This window comes from Pseudomonas sp. ZY71, assembly GCF_036542145.1.
Taxonomy (GTDB): domain Bacteria; phylum Pseudomonadota; class Gammaproteobacteria; order Pseudomonadales; family Pseudomonadaceae; genus Aquipseudomonas; species Aquipseudomonas koreensis_A.
In genome coordinates this window covers 4819813-4843883 of sequence record NZ_CP144274.1, presented here as the reverse complement: position 1 = coordinate 4843883, position 24071 = coordinate 4819813, and the positions used below count along the sequence as shown (strand labels likewise).

General features: G+C 59.5%; 19 protein-coding genes and 1 pseudogene. 13 read left to right on the top strand and 7 right to left on the bottom strand.

Going from position 1 to position 24071, the window contains the following annotated elements; genetic code table 11:
• Positions 1–74: 74 nt before the first annotated feature.
• Positions 75–1258 (top strand): annotated as a pseudogene (locus tag VY732_RS21415) (thiolase family protein).
• Positions 1259–1360: 102 nt separating this feature from the next.
• Here VY732_RS21415 and VY732_RS21410 read toward each other — a convergent pair.
• Positions 1361–1564 carry a DUF6316 family protein gene (locus VY732_RS21410; RefSeq protein WP_077574032.1) on the bottom strand — a complete coding sequence of 68 codons (204 nt, stop codon included), beginning with the start codon at positions 1562–1564 and terminating at the stop codon, positions 1361–1363.
• A gap of 210 nt (positions 1565–1774) precedes the next feature.
• Here VY732_RS21410 and VY732_RS21405 point away from each other — a divergent pair, with 210 nt between their 5' ends.
• The gene (locus VY732_RS21405) at positions 1775–2734 is read left to right on the top strand and encodes a DMT family transporter (protein WP_331691697.1); all 960 of its coding nucleotides are present in this window, start codon (positions 1775–1777) and stop codon (positions 2732–2734) included.
• A 103-nt stretch (positions 2735–2837) separates the two neighbouring features.
• On the opposite strand, the gene VY732_RS21400 is transcribed toward VY732_RS21405, so the two are convergent.
• Complete coding sequence (locus VY732_RS21400) at positions 2838–4232, bottom strand: class II fumarate hydratase (RefSeq protein WP_331691696.1); 1395 nt, start codon at positions 4230–4232, stop codon at positions 2838–2840.
• A gap of 193 nt (positions 4233–4425) precedes the next feature.
• Between VY732_RS21400 and VY732_RS21395 the strand changes: the two genes are divergently transcribed.
• The 7 genes from VY732_RS21395 to VY732_RS21365 all read left to right on the top strand — a co-directional run bounded on the left by VY732_RS21395 (position 4426) and on the right by VY732_RS21365 (position 12256).
• Positions 4426–4941, top strand: coding sequence for a DUF2059 domain-containing protein (locus VY732_RS21395; protein WP_064391456.1), 516 nt, complete (start codon positions 4426–4428; stop codon positions 4939–4941).
• 12 nt (positions 4942–4953) lie between these two features.
• Complete coding sequence (locus tag VY732_RS21390) at positions 4954–5253, top strand: BolA family protein (RefSeq protein ID WP_064120325.1); 300 nt, start codon at positions 4954–4956, stop codon at positions 5251–5253.
• Between the two features lie 102 nt (positions 5254–5355).
• Complete coding sequence (gene trhO, locus VY732_RS21385; RefSeq protein ID WP_095120530.1) at positions 5356–6297, top strand: oxygen-dependent tRNA uridine(34) hydroxylase TrhO; 942 nt, start codon at positions 5356–5358, stop codon at positions 6295–6297.
• A gap of 35 nt (positions 6298–6332) precedes the next feature.
• On the top strand, positions 6333–6935 hold the full coding sequence (locus VY732_RS21380; RefSeq protein ID WP_186613962.1) for a DsbA family protein: 603 nt from the start codon (positions 6333–6335) through the stop codon (positions 6933–6935).
• Entirely contained in the window at positions 6928–8754 is a 1827-nt protein-coding gene (locus VY732_RS21375; protein WP_331691695.1) for an ABC transporter ATP-binding protein, read from the top strand. Before VY732_RS21380 ends, VY732_RS21375 begins: the two co-directional genes overlap by 8 nt.
• 201 nt (positions 8755–8955) lie before the next feature.
• Positions 8956–11415, top strand: coding sequence for an EAL domain-containing protein (locus VY732_RS21370; RefSeq protein ID WP_331691694.1), 2460 nt, complete (start codon positions 8956–8958; stop codon positions 11413–11415).
• Positions 11416–11494: 79 nt separating this feature from the next.
• Entirely contained in the window at positions 11495–12256 is a 762-nt protein-coding gene (locus tag VY732_RS21365; protein ID WP_371042511.1) for a TenA family transcriptional regulator, read from the top strand.
• A gap of 130 nt (positions 12257–12386) precedes the next feature.
• Here the strand turns inward: VY732_RS21365 and VY732_RS21360 are convergent, their stop codons facing one another.
• From VY732_RS21360 to VY732_RS21340, 5 genes are all read right to left on the bottom strand, one after another.
• Positions 12387–13313 (bottom strand): GGDEF domain-containing protein, encoded by a 927-nt coding sequence (locus VY732_RS21360; RefSeq protein WP_064391448.1) that lies wholly within the window; start codon positions 13311–13313, stop codon positions 12387–12389.
• Between the two features lie 361 nt (positions 13314–13674).
• Positions 13675–14415 carry a YciK family oxidoreductase gene (locus VY732_RS21355; RefSeq protein WP_025113079.1) on the bottom strand — a complete coding sequence of 247 codons (741 nt, stop codon included), beginning with the start codon at positions 14413–14415 and terminating at the stop codon, positions 13675–13677.
• A gap of 72 nt (positions 14416–14487) precedes the next feature.
• Positions 14488–15159, bottom strand: a complete 672-nt coding sequence (mupP, locus tag VY732_RS21350; RefSeq protein ID WP_016986964.1) for an N-acetylmuramic acid 6-phosphate phosphatase MupP — start codon at positions 15157–15159, stop codon at positions 14488–14490.
• A 4-nt stretch (positions 15160–15163) separates the two neighbouring features.
• A complete protein-coding gene (ubiG, locus tag VY732_RS21345; RefSeq protein ID WP_007908399.1) occupies positions 15164–15862 on the bottom strand; it encodes a bifunctional 2-polyprenyl-6-hydroxyphenol methylase/3-demethylubiquinol 3-O-methyltransferase UbiG in 699 nt (232 codons plus the stop codon).
• A gap of 56 nt (positions 15863–15918) precedes the next feature.
• A complete protein-coding gene (locus tag VY732_RS21340) occupies positions 15919–17253 on the bottom strand; it encodes a TRZ/ATZ family hydrolase (protein WP_331691693.1) in 1335 nt (444 codons plus the stop codon).
• A gap of 108 nt (positions 17254–17361) precedes the next feature.
• On the opposite strand from VY732_RS21340, the gene mtnA reads away from it, so the two are divergent.
• The 4 genes from mtnA (at position 17362) to pheA (ending at position 24070) form a co-directional block, all read left to right on the top strand.
• On the top strand, positions 17362–18438 hold the full coding sequence (gene mtnA, locus VY732_RS21335) for an S-methyl-5-thioribose-1-phosphate isomerase (RefSeq protein WP_116030490.1): 1077 nt from the start codon (positions 17362–17364) through the stop codon (positions 18436–18438).
• 425 nt (positions 18439–18863) lie between these two features.
• Positions 18864–21638 carry a DNA gyrase subunit A gene (gene gyrA, locus VY732_RS21330; RefSeq protein ID WP_123595204.1) on the top strand — a complete coding sequence of 925 codons (2775 nt, stop codon included), beginning with the start codon at positions 18864–18866 and terminating at the stop codon, positions 21636–21638.
• A 252-nt stretch (positions 21639–21890) separates the two neighbouring features.
• Positions 21891–22976, top strand: a complete 1086-nt coding sequence (serC, locus tag VY732_RS21325; protein ID WP_331691692.1) for a 3-phosphoserine/phosphohydroxythreonine transaminase — start codon at positions 21891–21893, stop codon at positions 22974–22976.
• Positions 22976–24070, top strand: coding sequence for a prephenate dehydratase (pheA, locus tag VY732_RS21320; protein WP_007908404.1), 1095 nt, complete (start codon positions 22976–22978; stop codon positions 24068–24070). Before serC ends, pheA begins: the two co-directional genes overlap by 1 nt.
• Position 24071: the final 1 nt, after the last annotated feature.

Genomic DNA, 24071 nt, shown 5'->3' with positions numbered 1-24071 from the left:
GATTGTCGCGGTCGGTAATCGGGTGGACTTATGCTCAGGTCCACTCTCAACCGACCACAACAATGAGGTATGCCATGCGTGAAGTGGTGATCGTCGACAGCGTGCGGACTGGCCTGGCCAAATCCTTTCGCGGCAAGTTCAACCAGACCCGTCCCGATGACATGGCGGCTCATTGCGTCAACGCGCTGCTTGAGCGCAACGACATCGACCCGGCCAGCGTCGAGGATTGCATCGTCGGTGCCGGCTCCAACGAGGGTGCGCAGGGTTACAACATCGGCCGCAATGTGGCGGTGCTGTCGCGTCTGGGCACCGGCACCGCCGGCATGACCCTCAACCGTTTCTGCTCGTCGGGTTTGCAGGCGATTGCGATTGCCGCCAACCAGATTGCCTCGGGTTGCAGCGACATCATCGTGGCCGGCGGCGTCGAGTCGATCAGCCTGACGATGAAAAGTGTCAACACCGATCACCTGATCAACCCTGTGCTCAAGCAGCAGTCGCCGGGTATTTATTACACGATGGGCCAGACCGCCGAAGTGGTCGCGCGACGTTATGGCGTCAGTCGTGAAGCGCAGGATCGTTACTCCCTGCAAAGTCAGATTCGCACTGCGGCGGCGCAGGCCGCCGGGTTGTTCAACGATGAAATCGTGCCGATGGCGGTCAAGTATCGCGTCGAGGACAAGAACAGCGGTGAAGTGCAGATTCTCGACGGCGTCGTCGACCGCGACGACTGCAACCGCCCGGACACCACCTATGAAAGTCTCGCTGGACTAAAACCGGTATTCGCCGAGGACGGTTCGGTAACGGCGGGCAACTCGTCGCAACTGTCCGACGGTGCGTCGATGACACTGGTGATGAGCCTGGAGAAAGCCTTGCAACTGGGGCTCAAGCCGAAAGCGTTTTTCCGTGGTTTCACCGTGGCCGGTTGCGAACCGGACGAGATGGGCATCGGCCCGGTGTTCTCGGTGCCGAAACTGCTCAAGGCCAAGGGCTTGCAGGTGGCGGATATCGACTTGTGGGAGCTGAACGAGGCGTTTGCTTCGCAGTGCCTGTACAGCCGCGACCGGCTGGAGATCGACAACGATAAGTACAACGTCAATGGCGGCTCGATTTCGATTGGTCACCCGTTCGGCATGACCGGGTCGCGGCAGGTCGGGCATCTGGTGCGGGAGTTGCAGCGGCGTAATTTGCGTTATGGGATCGTGACGATGTGTGTGGGCGGGGGATGGGCGCGACCGGGTTGTTTGAGGCGGTGCGTTAAGGCAGGAAGAGTTTTGTAGACGGGTGGATTGCTATCGCGAGCAGGCTCACTCCTACAGTTGGAATGCGTTCCCCTGTAGGAGTGAGCCTGCTCGCGATGGCATCAGTTGGGTGTCCGGTTGGAGTCCAGCAGCTGCATCCGCGCGATATAAGCCTTTATTTCCTGCTCAGCCTTCTCGGAATTCTCAAACGGCCCTTCAAGGGTATTCTCCCGAGTGCTGAAAAACAGTTCGCCATTGACCCGGCACACCCGGTCGCTGCGAAAATGCATTTCGGGGGCGCTGTCGCGGGCGCGCATTCCTAACATGATCGGTCTCCTCGGCTGATGTGCTGGAAGGGATCCAATGAGCTTATGCCTGAAGCACTTGGCTCGCCCGGCCAGCCGATCAACGGCGCCGCGTCAATTTAATGCTGCGACCTGCACAGTTTCATTCGCGTCCTGGCCTTAACTGTCCCTGTGTGCCGACCCAGGGCGCGCCTAGAATGAGCGCACTTGTCAGCAGGCTTTGGGGTTTCCATGCACATTTCATCCGGTCGCTGGGTCTACGGTCTGTTCCTGGCGCTGCTGACCGCGTTTCTGTGGGGCATCCTGCCGATCAAACTCAAACAGGTCTTGCTGGTGATGGACCCGATCACGGTGACCTGGTTTCGTCTGCTGGTGTCCGGCGGCTGCCTGTTCATCTATCTGGCGGCGGTGAAGCGCCTGCCGAGCCTTAAAGTGCTCGGGCCCAAGGGCGGCTGGCTGGTGCTGATGGCGGTGCTCGGGCTGGTCGGCAACTACGTGTTGTACCTGATGGGCCTCAATTTGCTCAGCCCCGGCACCGCACAACTGGTGGTGCAAATGGGTCCGATCATGTTGCTGATCGCCAGTCTGTTTGTGTTCAAGGAACGCTTCAGTATCGGTCAGGGCATTGGTCTGGCGGTGCTATTGATCGGTTTTGTGCTGTTCTTCAATCAGCGCTTGGCCGAGCTGCTGACCTCGCTGTCGGATTACACCGCAGGGGTTTTGCTGGTGCTGTTGGCGTCGACGGTGTGGACCTTCTATGCGCTGGGCCAGAAGCAATTGCTGACGGTGTGGAATTCGCTGCAGGTGATGATGGTGATCTATCTGTTCTGTGCGCTGTTGCTGACGCCGTGGGTGCATCCGCTCGAAGCGCTGAACTTGAGTCCGCTGCAGGGCTGGCTGCTGCTGGCGTGCTGCATGAATACGCTGATTGCCTATGGCGCATTTGCTGAGGCACTGGCGCATTGGGAGGCATCGCGGGTCAGCGCGACGTTGGCGATCACGCCGTTGGTGACGTTTGGCGCGGTGGCGATTGCAGCCGGGGTCTGGCCGGAGTATGTGCATGCCGAGCAGATCAATGGGTTGGGTTATGGCGGCGCGGTGCTGGTGGTGTTGGGTTCGGCGCTGGTGGCGTTGGGGCCATCGTTGATTGCCGGGTTGAAGGCGCGGCGAGTGAAGATGGCGGCAGGCTAACCGCGTCAGGGCCATCGCGAGCAGGCTCACTCCTACATTTGGAACGCATTCCCTTGTAGGAGTGAGCCTGCTCGCGATGACTTATTAAGAAACGCTACAAATCTCAGCCCTTGGCGCCAGCCTCGATCATATTCTCCGGCCGCACCCACGCATCAAACTCTTCATCGGTCAGATACCCCAGCGCCAACGCCGCCTCACGCAAGGTCAGTCCTTCGCTGTAGGCCTTCTTGGCAATCTCCGCCGACTTGTCATAGCCGATGTGCGGGTTCAGCGCCGTCACCAGCATCAACCCACGCTCAAGATGTCGCGCCATGACCTCGGCATCCGGCTCTAGCCCGGCAATGCAGTGCTGCTGGAAGTTGCTGCAGCCATCGGCCAGCAGACGAATCGATTGCAGCAGGTTATGGATGATCACCGGTTTGAACACGTTCAACTGCAAGTGGCCCTGACTCGCGGCAATGCCGATGGTCACGTCGTTGCCCAGTACCTGACAGGCGAGCATCGACAATGCCTCGCACTGGGTCGGATTGACCTTGCCCGGCATGATCGAGCTGCCTGGCTCATTCGCCGGCAGGCGTACTTCGGCAAAACCTGCGCGTGGGCCGGAGCCGAGCAGACGCAGGTCGTTGGCGATTTTCATCAGCGCCACGGCGAGGGTTTTCAGCGCGCCGGAAAGACTGGTCAGCGGCTCGTGGCCGGCGAGGGCGGCGAACTTGTTCGGCGCGGTGACGAAGGGCAGTCCGGACAGCGCCGCCAGTTCTGCGGCAATCGCTTCACCAAAACCGTGCGGCGAATTCAGCCCGGTACCGACCGCGGTGCCGCCCTGCGCCAGTTCACACACCGCTGGCAGTGCGGCGCGGATCGCGCGTTCGGCGTAATCCAGCTGTGCGATGAAACCCGACAGCTCCTGACCGAAGGTGATCGGCGTCGCGTCCATCATGTGCGTACGCCCGGTTTTCACCAGTTTCATGTGCCGCGCCGCCAGTTCGGCGAGGCCGCCGGACAGCTCGGCAATCGCCGGCAGCAGCTGTTCCTGCACGGCCTGGGCGGTGGCGATGCTCATGGCGGTGGGGAAGCAGTCGTTGGAGCTTTGCGAGCGGTTGACGTGGTCGTTCGGGTGCACCGGCGTCTTGCCGCCGCGCGGGTTGCCGGCCAGTTCATTGGCGCGACCGGCGATCACCTCGTTGACGTTCATGTTGCTCTGGGTGCCGCTGCCGGTCTGCCAGACCACCAGCGGGAATTGGTCGTCGTGCTGGCCATCGAGGACTTCGTCGGCGGCCTGTTCGATCAGGCGGGCGATATCGGCGGGCAGGTCGCCGTTGCGGTCATTGACGCGGGCGGCGGCTTTCTTGATCAGGGCCAGAGCGTACAATACCGGCAGCGGCATGCGTTCCTGACCAATGGCGAAGTTGATCAGCGAGCGTTGCGTCTGAGCACCCCAGTAAGCGTCGTCCGGGACTTCGATCTGGCCCAGGCTGTCGGTTTCGATACGGCTCATCGTGCACACTCCTGTTGGTCTGTTTGCGCAGTTTAGGCCGGCTTCGGCCGTGGTGGTTCCATCGAGCCGATTGTTGACCGGTAAAACCCGGGCAATCAAGCGCGGCAAGGCTCGGGGGTTGAGCGACGAGGTTTTTTAGGCGCAGAATGGTCGCCCTTGGGGTTTGACCTCGCTTTGCTTAAAAGGAAACTCGATGACTCGTCTTCGTGCCATCTGCACCGCGGTTGCACTGGTTTGCGCCAGCGGCCAGGTGCTTGCCGATACCGCCAGCCACAACGCCAGTGCCGAAGCTTTCCTGACCCTGGCGCACGCTGACAAGCTGGGCACTCCGGTGTACATGCAAGTGCAGCAAATGTTCGCTCAGCGTTTTGAACAGACCAAAGCCCCGGAAGCCAAGAAAGCCGTACTGGAAACCTACCAGGCCAAGGCCAACGCCGCGCTGGACCAAGCCATTGGCTGGAACAAGCTGAAGCCGGACATGGTCAAGCTCTACACCACTAATTTCAGCGAATCCGAGCTGAAAGACCTGGTCGCGTTCTACCAGTCGCCACTGGGCAAGAAAGTCCTGGAAAAAATGCCGCAGCTGACTCAGCAATCGGCCCAGATGACCCAGGCCAAACTGGAAAGTGCCGTACCTGTGGTCAACAAGCTGCTCGACGACATGACCAAAGAGCTGGCCCCTGCAGCTGCGCCGGCCAAGAAGAAGTAAGCGGAGTTCGTGATGACCATGCAACAACGCATCGAATCGACGCTGGCCCTGCTTCAGCCTGAGCACTTGCAAGTGCTGGATGAAAGCCATATGCACAGTCGCGGGTTACAGACGCACTTCAAGGCAGTGGTGGTCAGCGCGCAGTTCGACGGCCTGAACCGGGTCAAGCGCCACCAGAAAGTCTACGGCACGCTCGGCGAGCTGATGGGCGAGTTCCATGCGTTGGCGCTGCACACCTACACCCCGCAGGAATGGGCAGAGATCGACGCCGCCCCGGCGTCGCCGACCTGTGCCGGCGGCAGCAAGCATTAAGCTTCGGTTTTTTGCTAGAATCCGCAACGCGCCGCTTACCCGGCGCGTTTTTTTTTGAATCCGGTTCACCCTTTGCGAGGGTAGCCACCTGGAGAAATACCCATGACACAACCGATTGTCGTGGCGGCACTGTATAAGTTCGTCACCCTCGAAGATTACGTTGACCTGCGCGAGCCCCTGCTGCAAGCGATGGTCGACAACCAGATCAAAGGCACCCTGCTGATCGCCGAAGAAGGCATCAACGGCACGGTCTCCGGCAGCCGCGAAGGCATTGATGGCCTGCTCGCCTGGCTGAAGAACGACCCACGCATGATCGACATCGATCACAAAGAGTCGTACTGCGACGAGCAGCCGTTCTATCGCACCAAGGTCAAATTGAAGAAAGAGATCGTCACCCTCGGTGTCGAAGGCGTCGACCCGAACAAAAAAGTCGGCACTTACGTTGATCCGCAAGACTGGAACGCGTTGATCAGCGACCCCGAAGTGCTGTTGATCGACACGCGCAACGATTACGAAGTGTCGATCGGCACCTTCGAAGGCGCCATCGATCCGAAAACCACCAGTTTTCGCGAATTCCCCGACTACATCAAAGAACACTTCAACCCGGCCGTGCACAAGAAGGTCGCGATGTTCTGCACCGGTGGCATTCGCTGCGAGAAAGCCTCGAGCTACATGCTCAGCGAAGGCTACGAAGAGGTTTACCACCTCAAGGGTGGCATCCTGAAGTACCTTGAAGAGGTGCCGCAGGAAGAAACCAAATGGCAGGGCGACTGCTTCGTGTTCGACAACCGCGTGACCGTGCGTCACGACCTCAGCGAAGGCGACTACGATCAATGTCATGCCTGCCGCACACCGGTCAGTGTTGAAGATCGCGCCTCCGAGCATTACGTCGCTGGCATCAGCTGCCCGCATTGCTGGGACAAGCTGAGCGAGAAGACCCGCCGCAGCGCCATCGATCGGCAGAAGCAGATCGAACTGGCCAAGGCGCGCAACATGCCGCACCCGATCGGCTACAACTACAAGCAAGCATCCACCGAGGCTTAACCATGTCTGCGCGCCTGCTCTATGTGATGGATCCGATGTGTTCGTGGTGCTGGGGATTTGCTCCGGTGGCCAAGGCATTGGTCGAGCAGGCGCAAGCAGCCGGGGTGGAGTTGCATCTGGTGGTCGGCGGTTTGCGCACCGGCAGCGGTTCGGCGCTGGAGCCGACCACGCGTCGCTACATTCTTGAGCATTGGCAAGCGGTCACCGAGGCTACGGGCCAGCCGTTCAAGTTTGACGGCGCGTTGCCCGACGGTTTCGTCTACGACACCGAACCGGCCTGCCGCGCAATCGTCACCGCGCGCAGCCTGGCGCCGGATTGCGCGTGGACACTGGTCGGTCTGATCCAGCAGGCGTTTTACGCTGAAGGGCGCGATGTCACCCAGGCCAGCGTGCTGGTTGAGCTGGCAGAAAAGGCCGGCGTGCCGCGCATCGAGTTCGCTGCATTGTTTGATCATGCCGATCAACATAAAGCGACTCAGGCCGATTTCAGTTGGGTGCAGGATCTTGGCATCGCCGGTTTCCCGACCTTGCTCGCCGAACGCAACGGCCAACTGGCACTGCTGACCAACGGCTATCAACCGCTCAGTGAACTGTCGCCGTTACTGGGTCGATGGCTGGAGCGTGCGGCCTGTGTCTGATCTGGCCGATGACACGCCAGCCGTAAAGCGTGTCGACCGACTGAGCTGGGCAGAAGTCCGGCGACTGGCACTCACTCACAAAAAATCCCTGTGGATCGCCAACGGCGTGGCTGTGCTGGCGACGTTGTGCAGCGTGCCGATTCCGTTGCTCCTGCCGTTGCTGGTCGATGAAGTCCTGCTCGGCCACGGCGATGCAGCGCTGAAAGTCATGAACCATGTGCTGCCGACAACGTGGCAGCAAGCGGCGGGTTACATCGGCTTGATGTTGTTGGTCACCCTGACGTTGCGATGTGGCTCGCTGTGCTTTGGCGTGTTGCAGTCGCGGCTGTTCGCACGGCTGGCCAAAGACATCGTCTACCGCATTCGCGTACGCCTGATCGAACGCCTCAAGCGGATTTCCCTCGGCGAATACGAAAGCCTCGGCAGCGGCACGGTGACGACGCACTTGGTCACCGATCTGGATACCCTCGACAAATTCGTTGGCGAAACCCTCAGTCGCTTTCTGGTGGCGATGCTCACACTGGTCGGCACCGCGAGCATCCTGATGTGGATGCACTGGAAGCTGGCGCTGCTGATTCTGCTGTTCAACCCGCTTGTGATCTACGCCACGGTGCAGTTGGGCAAACGCGTGAAACACCTGAAGAAACTCGAGAACGACAGTACCTCGCGCTTCACTCAGGCGTTGAGCGAAACCCTCGATGCGATTCAGGAAATCCGTGCCGGCAACCGTCAGGGCTTCTTTCTCGGGCGGCTCGGTCTGCGTGCGCAGGAAGTGCGCAATTACGCGGTCAACTCGCAGTGGAAAACCGACGCTTCCAACCGCGCCAGCGGCTTGCTCTTTCAGTTCGGCATCGACATCTTCCGCGCGGCGGCGATGCTCACGGTGTTGTTCTCCGACCTGTCGATCGGCCAGATGCTCGCGGTGTTCAGTTACCTGTGGTTCATGATCGGCCCGGTCGAACAGTTGCTCAATCTGCAATACGCCTATTACGCGGCGGGCGGGGCGTTGACGCGGATCAACGAACTGCTGGCGCGCGCCGATGAGCCGCAATATCCCGGCGGCGTCGATCCGTTCAAGGGCCGTGACACCGTCGGCATTCAGGTGCAAGGCCTTAGCTTTGGCTACGGCGATGAACTGGTGCTGGATCAACTGAATCTGTCGATTGCTCCCGGTGAAAAAGTCGCTATTGTCGGCGCCAGCGGCGGTGGCAAAAGTACCCTCGTGCAATTGCTCCTCGGGCTGTATACGCCAGTGTCCGGCACCATCCGTTTCGGCGGCTCGACCCAGCAGGAGATCGGCCTGGAAACGGTGCGGGAAAACGTTGCCGTGGTGCTGCAACACCCGGCACTGTTCAACGATACCGTGCGCGCCAACCTGACCATGGGCCGCACTCGCAGCGACGAAGCCTGCTGGCAGGCGCTGGAAATCGCTCAGCTCGAAGCGACCATCCGTGCTTTGCCCAATGGCCTGGACAGTATCGTCGGCCGCTCCGGCGTGCGCTTGTCGGGCGGTCAACGGCAACGCCTGGCCATCGCGCGGATGATCCTCGCCGAGCCGAAAGTCGTCATCCTCGACGAAGCCACTTCGGCCCTCGACGCCGCCACCGAATACAACCTGCATCAGGCCATGGCGCGTTTCCTCAATGGCCGCACCACGCTGATCATTGCTCACCGACTGTCGGCGGTGAAACAGGCTGATCGCGTGCTGGTGTTCGATGGCGGTCAGGTCGCTGAAGACGGCGATCACCAGCAGCTGATCGCCGATGGCGGTCTGTATGCCAAGCTCTATGGTCACCTGCAGCAGATCCAGCGCCCTTGAGTTTCGTTCCGGTTTCTGTGCTTAGTGCTTGAATTGCATTGAGTAAAATCAACCGGAACGCTCCAGCAGACCAGCCATTTGCACAATCGACCCAGAGGACGGCAGAGCTGTCCCTTTGACTTGGCGAAAATTAGCCTAGGCTGAGCTGTCAGGAGCGGGATTTTCCGGTGTTCATCTGGCAGTGCTTGCGCAAGGGATCTCATGAAGCAAAAGCGGACTCTCGGAACGCCACGGTTGTTGGGCATCGTCTGGCCATTTATTGCCGTCGTGTTATTTCAAGCGTTATTGGGCGGCGTGAGTCTTTACGTGCTCTCGGCCGTTCGCGGTTATGTCGCTGGTGAAAGCCTTTGGTCCAAAGGCCAGAAAGACGCGATCTATTACCTCAATCTGTACGCCGACAGTCGCGACGAGGCAATTCTCCTCAAATACCGCAACGCGATTGCCGTGCCACAGGGCGGGCATCAGTTGCGTCTGGCGCTGGATCATCAGCCGCCGGATCTGACCGCAGCGCGTGAAGGTATTCTCAAGGGCGGCAACCACCCGGATGACGTCTCCAGCCTGATCTGGCTGTACCTCAACTTCCGCCATTTCAGTTATCTGGAAACTGCCATTGATCGTTGGACGGTCGGTGACGCCTATCTGGTCGAACTGGATGACGTAGCGCAGGAGATGCACCGCAGCATCTCGCAGAACACCGCCAACAGTGCCGATGTCCAGCGCTGGAAGGCGCGGATCTTCGCTATCAACGATGGTGTGACGCCGGCCGCGAAAGCCTTCAGCGATGCCTTGGGCGAAGGTTCGCGGATGATCATGCGTCTGCTGCTGTTCACCAACCTGGCCACGGCACTTGGGCTGATCGTACTGGCCTTGTGGCGCACACACAAATTGCTCAAGCAGCGCCACGCTTTTGCCGAGGCGCTGCAACTGGAGAAGGATCGGGCGCACGTCACGCTGCATTCGATCGGCGATGGCGTCATCACCACCGATGTCAGCGGCGCCATTGATTACATGAACCCGGCCGCCGAAGCCATGACCCACTGGAAGGCTGAGCAGGCGGCCGGCCTGCCGCTGGCCGCGCTGTTCAACTTGCTCGACGACAACGCTCAGGCCGAAGGCCTGACGCTGATCGAGCACATTCTCAGCGGCAAACTCAGTGGCGGCAGCGAGCATTCGAAACTGATCCAGCGCCTGGATGGCACGACATTGTCGGTGACGCTAGTCGGCGCGCCGATCCGCAATGCCGGCAAGGTCAGCGGCACGGTGCTGGTATTGCACGACATGACTCAGGAGCGGCAATACATCGCCAATCTGTCGTGGCAGGCGACCCATGATGCGCTGACCGGGCTGGCCAATCGTCGCGAGTTCGAATACCGGCTGGAGCAGGCACTGCACAACCTCACGCGCCATTCCGGTCGGCATGCGCTGATGTTCCTCGACCTCGATCAATTCAAACTGGTCAACGACACCTGTGGTCACGCCGCCGGCGATGAGTTGTTGCGGCACATTTGTACGCTGCTGCAATCGGGGCTGCGCGAGGGCGATACGCTGGCACGACTTGGCGGCGATGAGTTCGGCATTCTGCTGGAGAACTGCGCGCCGGACGCGGCGGAGAAGATTGCCGAGGCGCTGCGCCAGACTGTGCAGAATCTGCATTTTGTCTGGAAGGGGCGGCCGTTCCTGACCACGGTGAGCATTGGTCTGGTGCATATCACGCAGACCCCGACCACCCTTGAATCCTCATTACGCGCCGCCGATATGGCCTGTTACATGGCCAAGGAGAAGGGCCGCAACCGGGTGCAGGTCTACCACGCCGACGATTCCGAGCTGTCGCTGCGCTTTGGTGAAATGGCTTGGGTGCAACGTCTGCACATGGCGCTGGAAGAAGACCGCTTTTGTCTCTACGCCCAGGAAATCGCCCCGCTCAAGCCGGGCGACAACAAGGGTGGGCACATCGAGATTCTGCTGCGACTGCATGATGAAGCCGGGCGGATGATTCTGCCGGACAGTTTCATTCCTGCTGCCGAGCGTTATGGTTTGATGAGTCAACTGGATCGTTGGGTAGTTCAGAACGTATTCAAGGTTATTGCTCAATGTATTGCGCAAGAACATCAAGAGCCTTTAGCAATGTGTGCGATTAATCTGTCAGGCATTACTATAGGAGATGACGCGTTTTTGCACTTTCTGCGCGAGCAGTTTGTTAACTACGCAATACCGCCTGAAATGATTTGTTTTGAAATTACAGAAACCAGTGCAATTGCAAATCTCGGCAGTGCAATAAGATTTATTAATGAACTCAAAGGCTTAGGTTGCTACTTTTCGTTGGATGACTTTTGCGCCGGAATGTCTTCATTCGCTTATCTGAAACATTTGCCTGTAGACTTCCTGAAGATCGACGGGAGTTTCGTAAAGGATATGCTGGACGACCCGATTAACCGCGCAATGGTCGAAGTGATCAATCACATCGGGCATGTCATGGGTAAGCAGACAATTGCCGAGTTTGTTGAAACAACCCAGATCGAGCAGGCATTGCTTGAAATTGGTGTGGATTACGCTCAGGGTTATGTTATAGAACGCCCACAGTTGTTTACCTGTGACAGTTTGCAAAGTCGGCCCGCCAGACCGCAACCGCTGTTATTCAAAGCGCCTGGCACGTTCCGTTGAAGTCTCTCGCCGATCCTTACAATCACAAATCAAAAGGAGCCGAACAGTGATCGACACATTCAACCGAACCGGACCACTCATGGAAGCTGCAAGTTATCCAGCCTGGGCGCAACAGCTCATACAGGATTGCAGCGAGAGCAAGCGCCGGGTTGTCGAACATGAACTTTACCTGCGCATGCGTGATAACAAGCTCAGCGCCAGAACCATGCGTCAGTACCTGATCGGGGGCTGGCCGGTGGTTGAGCAGTTTGCGTTGTACATGGCGCAGAACCTCACCAAAACCAGATTTGCCCGTCACCCGGGCGAAGACATGGCGCGGCGCTGGCTGATGCGCAATATCCGCGTTGAACTCAATCACGCCGATTACTGGGTGCATTGGAGTCGTGCCCATGGCGTCAGCCTGGAAGACCTTCAGGCCCAGCATGTGCCGCCGGAACTGCATGCGCTGAGTCACTGGTGCTGGCACACCAGTTCGGCTGATTCGCTGATTGTGGCCATCGCCGCGACCAACTATGCCATCGAAGGCGCGACCGGGGAGTGGTCGGCGCTCGTCTGCTCCACCGGCGTGTACGCCGCAGCGTTTCCCGAAGAGGATCGCAAACGGGCCATGAAGTGGCTGAAGATGCATGCCCAGTACGACGATGCCCATCCCTGGGAAGCGCTGGAAATCATCTGCACCCTGGCCGGGATGAACCCGAGCAAGGCCTTGCAGACCGAGTTGCGTCAGGCGGTGTGCAAGAGCTACGACTACATGTATCTGTTTCTGGAGCGTTGCATGCAACTGGAAACGTCGGAGCGCTTGTTGGTCAACCGAGAGCGCAGGGCGGTAGTCGAGAGCTGATACACCGCGTAAAAATGTAGGAGTGAGCCTGCTCGCGATAGCGGACTGTCAGTCAACATCAGTGTTGAATGGCAGATCGTCATCGCGAGCAGGCTCACTCCTACAGTGGTTTTGGGGGGGCTGGAAAGGTTTAGCCCGCCATTGCCAGCCGATTCCGGCCTTCACGCTTGGCCACATACAGCGCACTGTCGGCACGGCGCAGCAAGCTGTCGGCCGATTCGCCGGGCAACAACGTCGAACATCCCAGGCTTACAGTCAATTCGATCAACTGCCCGTCCGCATAGTATTCAGCTGCCTGCGTCGCATAACGCAACCGTTCGCCGACCATTGCCGCCGCATCCCGGCTGGTATTGGACAGCAGCACCAGAAACTCTTCGCCTCCGTAACGAAACACCATGTCGACGTTGCGCAGTTGCGCCTTGATTGTCGCGGCGATGGCTTTAAGTACGTCATCGCCGGCGCTGTGACCATGGCTGTCATTGACCCGTTTGAAGTGATCGATGTCGAGCATCAACACCGAGAGCGGCTGCACATGCCGACGCGACATGTCGATCTCGCGCTGCAAGGTCTGCTCCATGGCGATGCGGTTGCCGGCGCCGGTCAGCGGATCACGCAGGGCGCTCTGCGTGGCGGCGCGGTAGAGCAGGGCATTGCGCATCGGGTACAGCAGCGACGACAACAGCGATTCAAGGTTGCCCTGATCCAGTTCGTTGAAGCGCTGGTTGCGGCGGAATATCAGTTCGCCCATGTGCTCGCCTTCGTGGCTCAGGCTATAGCTGATCGAGTGGTGGCCGCGAGTACCGAACTCCAGGCGCAAATCACTGCCCTGGTGCACATAACTGAGCGCGTCCAGCGGCACGAGGCGCTGAACTTCGCGGAAAAACAGACCGAGGATGCGTTGCGGCTCAAGGCTGGTCTGCAGTTGCAGGCTCATTTGCTGGCGCAGTTGCGCCAGGCTGGCCGGTCGCTCCAGAAGGGGAGGCAGTTGACCAAAGCCCAGGCGTTGCAATTTGGCACTGTCAAAGTCAATTGCATTGGTCTGGGAGGGTGATTTCATATGGCGTGAACCCTTAGCGGTAAGTCCGTCTTACAGGCTGGGTGAGAGCGGCTATGGGCTGCGCGTCATACTGATCCATCAGTCCCGTAGGACGTTTGGCGTAAGTCTAGTCTGCCGGATGACGATTAGTCAGCTATCGAAATCGGCTTCGCCCCATTGCCTTCACGCGGCTTGCTTTGAGGGAAATTAGAGCGAAAGTCGTGCCATTCAGTTCGGTTTTATTTAAACCGTTTGTAATCAATGGCTTGGCTTTGAAGGTAAGAGACTGGTGCTGGAAAATTGACTGGATTGTGACGCTCTCGGGCGGCAAATGCATGCCGCGACAGGAATCTGCCGCGGCAACAAATGCGACGTATGGCAGTTATTGCGCGTTGAACGCCTGACCGTTGATGCCGGTGCTGTCAGGGCCCATCAGGTACAGGTAGACCGGCATGATTTCTTCCGGTGTCGGATTGTTCAGTGGGTTTTCGCCCGGATAGGCTTGTGCGCGCATGCTGGTGCGGGTGCCGCCCGGGTTGATGCTGTTGGAGCGCACCGGCGCGACGCCGTCGACTTCATCGGCCAGGGTTTGCATCAGACCTTCGGTGGCGAACTTCGACACGCCATAGGCGCCCCAGTACGCCCGACCCTTGCGGCCGACGCTGCTGGAAGTGAACACCACCGAGGCGTCTTGTGACAGCTTGAGCAGCGGCAGCAGGGTGCTGGTCAGCATGAACATGGCGTTGACGTTGACCTGCATGACGCGCATGAAGTTTTCGCCGGACAACTGCTCGATCGGCGTGCGTGGGCCGATGATCGAAGCGTTGTGCAGCAAACCGTCGAGGTGGCCGAACTCGGTCTCGATCATCGCGGCCAGCTCATCGTACTGATGGGGCAGGGCGGTTTCCAGATTGAACGGAATCACCGCCGGTTGCGGATGGCCTGCCGCTTCGATTTCGTCGTAGACCTGGGTCAGATTGGCTTCGGTTTTGCCCAGCAGCAATACCGTAGCGCCATGAGCGGCGTAGGTTTTCGCCGCAGCCGCACCAATGCCACGACCGGCACCGGTGACCAGAATGACCCGATCCTTGAGCAATTCGGGACGAGCGGAGTAATCAAACATAAAAACCTCATCAAGTCAGATCATTCCCACGCTCTGCGTGGGAATGCAGCCAGTGACGCTCTGCGTCAGGTCTCAGCAACTGCAAAGCGCGCTATCGAGCACCTTGCGCAACTCCGACGGATGATCCACCACCACGTCCGCCCCCCAATGCCGCGGGTTGTCGTCCGGGTGAATGTAGCCAAATGTCACCGCCGCCGTTTTTGTACCGGCGTCACGCCCGGATTCGATATCACGCAAATCATCGCCGACAAACAGAACCGTCGCCGGATCCAGATCAAGCATTTTGCATGCAAGGATCAACGGTTCCGGATCCGGCTTGCTGTTTTTCACGTGATCCGGGCAGATCAGCAGTGCCGAACGCTCGGCCAGCCCCAGTTGTTGCATGATCGGCTCGGCAAAGCGCAGCGGCTTGTTGGTGACCACGCCCCAGATCAAATTGGCCTTTTCGATGTCGGCGAGCAGTTCACCCATACCGTCGAACAGCTTGCTGTGCACCGCGCAACCGACCAGATAGCGCTCGAGGAACTCCAGACGCAGTTCTTCGAAGCCCGGCGACTCGGGGTCCATCGAGAACGTCACCGCAACCATGGCCTTGGCGCCGCCGGAGATCTCGTCGCGGATGTGCTTGTCGTTGATCGGCGGCAAGCCACGATCGGCGCGCATCGCCTGGCAGATGGCAATGAAGTCCGGCGCCGTGTCGAGCAAGGTGCCGTCCATGTCGAAGAGAACTGCTCTGATGGCCATCGGCTTACTCCTCGCGCAGGGTCTGGATCATGTAGTTGACGTCAACGTCGTTGGCCAGCTTGTAGTGCTTGGTCAGCGGGTTGTAGGTCAGGCCGATGATGTCCTTGACGGTCAGGCCGGCCATGCGGCTCCAGGCACCGAGCTCGGACGGGCGGATGAATTTCTTGAAGTCGTGAGTGCCGCGCGGCAGCAGCTTCATGATGTATTCGGCGCCGATGATGGCGAACAGGTACGCCTTCGGGTTGCGGTTGATGGTCGAGAAGAACACCTGGCCACCGGGCTTGACCATGCGGAAGCAGGCGCGAATCACCGACGACGGATCAGGCACGTGCTCGAGCATTTCCAGGCAAGTGACCACGTCGAACTGCTCAGGCATTTCTTCGGCCAGGGCTTCGGCGGTGATCTGGCGGTATTCGACGCTGACGCCGGATTCCAGCTGATGCAATTGCGCGACCGCCAGTGGCGCTTCGCCCATGTCGATGCCCATTACGGTGGCGCCACGCTGGGCCATGGCTTCGCTGAGGATGCCGCCGCCGCAGCCGACGTCGAGGACTTTCTTGCCGGCCAGATTAACCCGCTCGTCAATCCAGTTGACCCGCAGCGGGTTGATGTCGTGCAGCGGTTTGAATTCGCTTTCGCGGTCCCACCAGCGATGGGCCAGGGCTTCGAATTTGGCGATTTCGGCGTGGTCGACGTTACTCATGTTAAATCCTCTGAAACTTGAAAAAGGCTGTAGCCCTGGCGTTCGCGCCGGGGTGTTTACGATTCGGTGTGGCCGCTGATGCGCTGGCCCCAGGCCCGGGCGGTGACGCCCAGCTGTTCTTCGTCGAGTCGGGTCAGGCGGCGGTCGTCGAGCAATTGTTTGCCGGCGACCCACAGGTGTTTCACGCAATCGCGACCGGTGGCATATATAAGTTGCGAAACCGGGTCGTACACCGGTTGCTGCGCCAGGCCGGACAGGTCGAAAGCGACGATGTCGGCGGCTTTGCCGATTTCCAGCGAGCCAACCTGTGCTTCGATTCCCAGTGCGCGCGCGCCATTCAGGGTGGCCATGCGCAGCGCCCGATGGGCGTCCAGCGCGGTGGCGGAGCCGGCGACGGCTTTGGCCAGCAGGGCGGCGGTGCGGGTTTCGCCGAGCAGATCGAGATCGTTATTGCTGGCGGCGCCATCGGTGCCGACCGCGACATTTACCCCAGCCTGCCACAAACGCTCGACCGGGCAGAAGCCGCTGGCGAGTTTCAGGTTGGATTCCGGGCAATGGATCACGCTGGTGTTGCTTTCTACCAGCAACGCCAGGTCATCCTCGCTGATCTGGGTCATGTGCACGGCCTGGAAGCGCGGGCCGAGCAGGCCGAGACGGCCGAGGCGAGCGAGCGGACGTTCGCCGCGCTGCTCCAGTGACTGCTGAACTTCGAAAGCGGTTTCGTGCACGTGCATATGGATCGAGGCGTCCAGCTCCTCGGCAATCACACGGATTTTCTCCAGGTTTTCGTCGCCGACGGTGTACGGTGCATGAGGGCCGAAAGTGATCTTGATGCGTTCGTGGTGCTTGAGATCGCCGAACAGTTCGACGCCCTGACGAATGGCTTCATCTGCACTGCTGGCGCCCGGAATCGGGAAATCAAGGATCGGAATCGCGATTTGCGCGCGAATGCCGCTGATATGCACGCGTTCGCTGGCGACTTTCGGAAAGAAATACATGTCCGAGAAACAAGTGATGCCGCCCTTGATCTGCTCGGCGATGGCCAGATCGGTGCCATCACGGACAAAATCTTCGCTGACCCATTTCGCTTCGGCCGGCCAGATGTGGTTTTCCAGCCAGGTCATCAGCGGCAGATCATCGGCCAGGCCACGGAACAGTGTCATCGCCGCGTGACCATGAGCGTTGATCAGGCCGGGGGCGAGCAGCACGTCCGGCAGTTCGCGGATTTCCGTGGCGTTACACTTCAATGCTTCGGCGCGCGGGCCGATAAACACGATGCGACCGTCGCGGATGCCCAGGCCGTGCTCTTTGAGCACAACGCCTGCAGGTTCGACGGGTACCAGCCAGGTCGGCAGCAATAATAAGTCGAGCGCAATGGCAGGTTTCGGCATCGAGGGTCGGTTCCAGTGCTTTTGTAAAGGATGGCGAAGTATACCCGAGCGTCTTCGCGGGGGGATCGCTATAATCGGCGGCTTTTGTTCATGAGTGCGGGGTGTAGGATGCGCGATCGACTGTTGGCTGCGGAAAAAGTGAAGGCCATCGATTGGCGTAACGGCGCGCTGCACCTGCTGGATCAGCGTATTTTGCCGTTCGAGGAAACCTGGATTGCCTACACCAGCGCCGCTGGCGTGGCAGAAGCGATTCGCTCGATGGTGGTGCGCGGTGCGCCGGCCATTGGCATCAGTGCGGCCTATGGCATCGTCCTCGCGGCGCGTGCGCGGATCGCTGAGGGCGGCGATTGGTACGCGGCGCTGGAAGAGGATTTCGCCTTGCTGGCGGATTCTCGTCCGACCGCGGTCAATCTGTTCTGGGCCCTGGGGCGCATGCACGATCGCCTCGACCGCCTGAAGGAAAACGCCGATCCGCTGGCGGCGCTCGAAGCCGAAGCCATCGCCATTCACGAAAGCGACCGCGAAGCCAACCTGACCATGGCGCAACTCGGCGTTGATCTGATCCGCAAGCATCAGGGCAATGCCCAGGCGATTCTGACCCACTGCAATACTGGCGCGCTGGCCACTGGCGGTTTCGGCACCGCGCTGGGGGTGATTCGTGCGGCTTATCTGGAAGGCATGGTCGAGCGTGTTTACGCCGACGAAACCCGTCCATGGCTGCAGGGCTCGCGCCTGACTGCGTGGGAGCTGGCCAATGAGGGCATCCCGGTGACGCTGAATGCCGACTCTGCGGCCGCCCACATCATGAAAACCAAAGGCGTGACCTGGGTGATCGTTGGTGCGGACCGCATCACCGCCAACGGTGACGTGGCCAACAAGATCGGCACCTATCAACTGGCGGTCAACGCCATGCACCACGGTGTGCGCTTCATGGTGGTGGCGCCGAGTTCGACCATTGACATGAATCTGGCCAGCGGTGACGACATCCCGATCGAAGAACGTAATGGTGCCGAGTTGCTGGAAGTTGGCGGCAAGCGTGTCGGCGCGGACGTTGAAGCGTTCAACCCGGTGTTTGACGTGACCCCGGCGGACCTGATCGATGCGATCGTCACCGAAAAGGGCATCGTCGAGCGCCCGGATACCGCGAAAATGGCCCAGTTGATGTGCCGCAAGCGCCTGCATTAACAGGCTTGAATCCCGCGTCGACCTCTTCGCGAGCAAGCTCGCTCCCACAGGTTTTGTGATCACCACAGACCAATGTGGGATCGAGCCTGCTCGCGAAGGGGCCCTAAATGTCAATAAACATCCCCAAACCAAGCCTGAATTCTGCATTCAAAGAAGCTCTGAGCCTCTCTCGTCCCCGTTAAGCCTGTCACCGGTCAACTAACTATGCTCCATGCGCATCAGGGGGATAGGTGCGTGACGGCCTTTGTGATAACATCCGGCGTTTTCCGAGGCAGCTCCACGGAGCTGTCTTTACTGCGCAAATCCACTCTTCAGATTGTTGATTTGTCGTAAGTCGGCGCATGGCACTCGGCCTGCCTCGACGAGCTTCGTTGGTCCCATATGGATATGACGAAGTTTCACCAGAAAAAGGAATCAGGCTTCTCATGGGCGAACTGGCCAAAGAAATCCTCCCGGTCAATATCGAAGACGAGCTGAAACAGTCCTACCTCGACTACGCGATGAGCGTGATCGTCGGCCGTGCACTGCCGGATGCGCGCGATGGCCTCAAGCCCGTGCACCGTCGCGTACTGTTCGCGATGAGCGAGCTGGGCAATGATTTCAACAAGCCGTACAAGAAATCTGCCCGTGTTGTCGGCGACGTGATCGGTAAGTATCACCCGCACGGTGATACCGCGGTGTACGACACCATCGTTCGTATGGCTCAGCCTTTCTCCTTGCGCTACCTGCTGGTAGACGGTCAGGGCAACTTCGGTTCGGTCGACGGCGACAACGCTGCGGCCATGCGATACACCGAAGTGCGCATGACCAAGCTGGCGCACGAACTGTTGGCTGACCTGCACAAAGAAACCGTGGACTGGGTGCCGAACTACGACGGCACCGAAATGATCCCGGCGGTCATGCCGACCCGTATTCCCAACCTGCTGGTCAACGGTTCCAGCGGTATCGCCGTGGGCATGGCGACCAACATTCCGCCGCACAACCTCGGTGAAGTCATCGACGGTTGCCTGGCACTCATCGACAACCCTGAGCTGACCGTCGATGAACTGATGCAGTACATCCCCGGTCCGGACTTCCCGACCGCCGCGATCATCAATGGTCGCGCCGGCATCATCGAAGCCTACCGCACCGGTCGCGGGCGTATTTACATGCGCGCTCGTTCGATCATTGAAGACATCGACAAGGTCGGTGGTCGTCAGCAGATCGTCATCACCGAACTCCCTTACCAGCTGAACAAGGCGCGTCTGATCGAGAAGATCGCCGAGCTGGTCAAAGAGAAGAAGCTGGAAGGCATCACCGAACTGCGCGACGAGTCCGACAAGGACGGTATGCGCGTCGTGATCGAACTGCGTCGCGGCGAAGTGCCTGAGGTCATTCTCAACAATCTCTACGCCCAGACCCAGCTGCAATCGGTTTTCGGCATCAACATCGTTGCGCTGATCGATGGCCGCCCACGCATCCTGAACCTCAAGGATCTGCTGGAAGCCTTCGTCCGTCACCGTCGCGAAGTCGTCACCCGCCGTACCGTGTTCGAACTGCGCAAGGCGCGTGAGCGTGGCCACATTCTCGAAGGCCAGGCCGTTGCCCTGTCGAACATCGACCCGGTTATCGCCCTGATCAAAGCTTCGCCGACCCCTTCGGAAGCGAAAGAAGCGCTGATCAGCACGCCGTGGGAATCCTCGGCCGTGGTCGCGATGGTTGAGCGTGCCGGTGCCGATTCGTGCCGTCCGGAAAACCTCGATCCGCAATACGGTCTGCGCGAAGGCAAGTACTTCCTGTCGCCAGAACAGGCACAAGCCATTCTGGAACTGCGCCTGCACCGTCTGACCGGCCTGGAACACGAAAAACTGCTGGCCGAGTATCAAGAGATCCTCAACCAGATTGGCGAGCTGATCCGTATCCTCAACAGCGCTGTGCGCCTGATGGAAGTGATCCGCGAAGAGCTGGAAGTGATCCGCGCCGAATACGGCGACGTGCGTCGCACCGAAATTCTCGATGCCCGTCTCGACCTGACCCTGGGTGACATGATCCCGGAAGAAGAGCGCGTCGTGACCATTTCCCACGGTGGCTATGCCAAGACCCAGCCATTGGCTGCGTACCAGGCTCAGCGTCGTGGCGGTAAAGGCAAGTCGGCGACCGGCGTCAAGGATGAGGACTACATTGCTCACCTGCTGGTTGCCAACAGCCACACCACGCTGCTGCTGTTCTCCAGCAAGGGCAAGGTGTACTGGCTGAAGACCTACGAGATCCCGGAAGCGTCCCGCGCCGCCCGTGGTCGTCCGCTGGTCAACCTTCTGCCATTGAGCGAAGGCGAGTACATCACCACCATGCTGCCGGTCGATCTCGAAGCCATGAAGCGTCAGGCTGATGAAGAAGAAGCCGAAGGCGCCGAGGCTGATGTAGAAGAGATCGAAAACAGCAACGAGACCGATGAAGAACGTCGCGCTCGCATCAAGGCTGCCGACCGCAAGAAGGCCCCGTTCATCTTCATGTCGACCGCCAACGGTACTGTGAAGAAGACTCCGTTGGTGGCATTCAGCCGCCAGCGCAGCGTCGGCCTGATCGCGCTGGAGCTGGACGAGGGCGACATCCTGATCTCCGCTGCCATCACTGATGGTGAGCAGGAAATCATGCTGTTCTCCGACGGCGGCAAAGTGACTCGCTTCAAAGAATCCGAAGTTCGCGCCATGGGCCGTACCGCCCGCGGTGTGCGTGGTATGCGTCTGCCAGAAGGGCAGAAGCTGATTTCCATGCTGATTCCGGAAGAAGGCAGCGAAATCCTCACCGCTTCCGAGCGCGGCTACGGCAAGCGCACGGCGATCACCGAGTTCCCTGAATACAAGCGTGGCGGTCAGGGCGTGATCGCCATGGTCAGCAACGAGCGTAACGGCCGTCTGGTCGGCGCGGTTCAGGTGCAGGACGGTGAAGAAATCATGCTGATCTCCGATCAGGGCACCCTGGTGCGTACCCGTGTCGACGAAGTGTCGAGCCTGGGTCGTAACACTCAAGGTGTCACGCTGATCAAGCTGGCCAAAGATGAAACCCTGGTCGGGCTGGAGCGGGTTCAGGAGCCTTCGGAAGTCGAAGGTGAAGAGCTTGAAGGTGAAGAGGGCGAGGAATTCGAAGGCATTGTCGTAAACGACGATGCCGGTGAAGACCAGCAACTCGACGCCGCAGCAGACGAAGAACCGCAAGAATAAGCGGACAAACGAGGGGGCGGATGAAAATTCGCCCCCTTGTTATTTGTCCGGTATGAAATTTCGTCAGGCAAGGAGATTCCCCTGTAGGAGTGAGCCTGCTCGCGATAGCGGTGTGTCAGTCAGCGAATGTTTATCTGATACACCGCTATCGCGAGCAGGCTCACTCCTACACTGGAAAGCGTTTCATCGCTGTTCCTGTGTCGACGGTCGATACGATTTAATGCGTGATATCAAATCAGAGCGAGATTGGATGTGAGCAAGCGAGCCTTTAACTTCTGCGCCGGTCCTGCGGCGCTTCCTGAAGCTGTCCTGCAACGTGCCCAGGGTGAACTCCTTGATTGGCACGGCAAGGGTCTGTCGGTCATGGAAATGAGCCATCGCAGCGATGAGTTCGTGTCCATCGCCACCCAGGCCGAGCAGGATCTGCGTGACCTGCTGAATATCCCGTCGAACTACAAAGTGCTGTTTCTGCAAGGCGGCGCCAGCCAGCAGTTTGCGCAGATTCCACTGAACCTGCTGCCTGAAGGCGGTTCTGCCGACTACATCGATACCGGTATCTGGTCGCAGAAGGCCATCGAAGAAGCTTCGCGCTACGGTCACGTCAACGTTGCCGCCACCGCCAAGCCTTACGACTATTTCGCGATCCCGGGCCAGAACGAGTGGAAGCTGTCGAAAGACGCTGCTTACGTTCACTACGCGCCGAACGAAACCATCGGCGGTCTGGAATTCCAGTGGATCCCGGAAACCGGCGACGTGCCGCTGGTAGCTGACATGTCTTCGGACATTCTGTCGCGTCCAGTCGACATCTCGCGTTTCGGCATGATCTACGCCGGCGCGCAGAAAAACATCGGCCCGAGCGGCATCGTCGTCAACATCATCCGCGAAGACTTGCTCGGCAAAGCACGTTCGCTGTGCCCGACCATGCTCGACTATAAAGTCGCGGCGGATAACGGCTCGATGTACAACACCCCGCCGACCCTGGCCTGGTATCTGTCCGGCCTGGTGTTCCAGTGGCTGAAAGAGCAGGGCGGCGTTGAAGCCATCGCCAAACTGAATGACGTCAAGCAGCGCACACTGTACGACTTCATCGACGCCAGCGGCCTCTACAGCAACCCGATCAACAAGTCGGATCGCTCGTGGATGAACGTGCCGTTCCGTCTGGCCGATGATCGTCTCGACAAGCCGTTCCTCGTCGGTGCCGAGGAGCGCGGCCTGCTCAATCTGAAGGGCCACCGCTCCGTGGGCGGCATGCGCGCCTCCATCTACAACGCTGTCGACATCACCGCGGTTAATGCGCTGGTGGCGTACATGGCTGAATTCGAGAAGGAACACGGCTGATGTCCGAGCAAGAACTCAAGGCACTGCGCGTTCGCATTGACGCTCTGGACACTAAAGTCATGGAGCTGATCAGTGAGCGTGCGCGTTGCGCCCAGGAAGTCGCGCGAGTAAAGATGGCCTCGCTGGCCGAAGGCGAAGTGCCGGTGTTCTATCGTCCTGAGCGTGAAGCTCAGGTGCTCAAACGCGTGATGGAGCGCAATCAGGGGCCGCTGGGCAACGAAGAGATGGCGCGGTTGTTCCGCGAAATCATGTCGTCGTGCCTGGCACTGGAGCAGCCGCTGAAAGTGGCTTACCTCGGCCCTGAAGGCACCTTCACTCAAGCAGCGGCCATGAAGCACTTCGGTCATGCGGTGATCAGCAAGCCAATGGCGGCGATCGACGAAGTGTTCCGTGAAGTGGCGGCTGGTGCGGTGAATTTTGGCGTGGTGCCGGTGGAAAACTCCACCGAAGGCGCGGTCAACCACACGCTGGACAGCTTCCTCGAACACGACATGGTGATCTGTGGCGAAGTCGAGCTGCGTATTCACCATCACCTGTTGGTCGGTGAAAACACCAAGACCGACAGCATCAGTCGCATCTACTCCCACGCGCAGTCGCTGGCTCAGTGCCGCAAGTGGCTGGACGCGCATTACCCGAATGTCGAGCGCGTGGCGGTTTCCAGCAATGCCGAAGCGGCCAAGCGGGTTAAAGGCGAGTGGAACTCGGCGGCGATCGCCGGTGACATGGCGGCAGGGCTGTACGGCCTGACCCGTCTGGCCGAGAAGATCGAAGACCGTCCGGACAACTCGACGCGCTTCCTGATGATCGGTAACCAGGAAGTGCCGCCGACCGGCGACGACAAGACTTCGATCATCGTGTCGATGAGCAACAAGCCTGGCGCGCTCCACGAGCTGCTGGTGCCGTTCCACGACAACGGGATCGACCTGACCCGTATCGAAACGCGTCCGTCGCGCAGCGGCAAATGGACCTACGTGTTCTTCATCGACTTTGTCGGCCACCACCGTGATCCGTTGATCAAGGGTGTGCTGGAAAAGATCAGTCAGGAAGCAGTAGCACTCAAAGTGCTGGGTTCCTACCCGAAAGCAGTTCTCTAAG

Bases quoted from the DNA above. Each gene is read 5' to 3' on its own strand.
- VY732_RS21410 (WP_077574032.1), bottom strand. From the start codon at position 1,564: ATGTTAGGAATGCGCGCCCGCGACAGCGCCCCCGAAATGCATTTTCGC.
- VY732_RS21405 (WP_331691697.1), top strand. From the start codon at position 1,775: ATGCACATTTCATCCGGTCGCTGGGTCTACGGTCTGTTCCTGGCGCTG.
- VY732_RS21400 (WP_331691696.1), bottom strand. From the start codon at position 4,232: ATGAGCCGTATCGAAACCGACAGCCTGGGCCAGATCGAAGTCCCGGAC.
- VY732_RS21395 (WP_064391456.1), top strand. From the start codon at position 4,426: ATGACTCGTCTTCGTGCCATCTGCACCGCGGTTGCACTGGTTTGCGCC.
- VY732_RS21390 (WP_064120325.1), top strand. From the start codon at position 4,954: ATGACCATGCAACAACGCATCGAATCGACGCTGGCCCTGCTTCAGCCT.
- trhO (WP_095120530.1), top strand. From the start codon at position 5,356: ATGACACAACCGATTGTCGTGGCGGCACTGTATAAGTTCGTCACCCTC.
- VY732_RS21380 (WP_186613962.1), top strand. From the start codon at position 6,333: ATGTGTTCGTGGTGCTGGGGATTTGCTCCGGTGGCCAAGGCATTGGTC.
- VY732_RS21370 (WP_331691694.1), top strand. From the start codon at position 8,956: ATGAAGCAAAAGCGGACTCTCGGAACGCCACGGTTGTTGGGCATCGTC.
- VY732_RS21365 (WP_371042511.1), top strand. From the start codon at position 11,495: ATGGAAGCTGCAAGTTATCCAGCCTGGGCGCAACAGCTCATACAGGAT.
- VY732_RS21360 (WP_064391448.1), bottom strand. From the start codon at position 13,313: ATGAAATCACCCTCCCAGACCAATGCAATTGACTTTGACAGTGCCAAA.
- VY732_RS21355 (WP_025113079.1), bottom strand. From the start codon at position 14,415: ATGTTTGATTACTCCGCTCGTCCCGAATTGCTCAAGGATCGGGTCATT.
- mupP (WP_016986964.1), bottom strand. From the start codon at position 15,159: ATGGCCATCAGAGCAGTTCTCTTCGACATGGACGGCACCTTGCTCGAC.
- ubiG (WP_007908399.1), bottom strand. From the start codon at position 15,862: ATGAGTAACGTCGACCACGCCGAAATCGCCAAATTCGAAGCCCTGGCC.
- VY732_RS21340 (WP_331691693.1), bottom strand. From the start codon at position 17,253: ATGCCGAAACCTGCCATTGCGCTCGACTTATTATTGCTGCCGACCTGG.
- mtnA (WP_116030490.1), top strand. From the start codon at position 17,362: ATGCGCGATCGACTGTTGGCTGCGGAAAAAGTGAAGGCCATCGATTGG.
- gyrA (WP_123595204.1), top strand. From the start codon at position 18,864: ATGGGCGAACTGGCCAAAGAAATCCTCCCGGTCAATATCGAAGACGAG.
- pheA (WP_007908404.1), top strand. From the start codon at position 22,976: ATGTCCGAGCAAGAACTCAAGGCACTGCGCGTTCGCATTGACGCTCTG.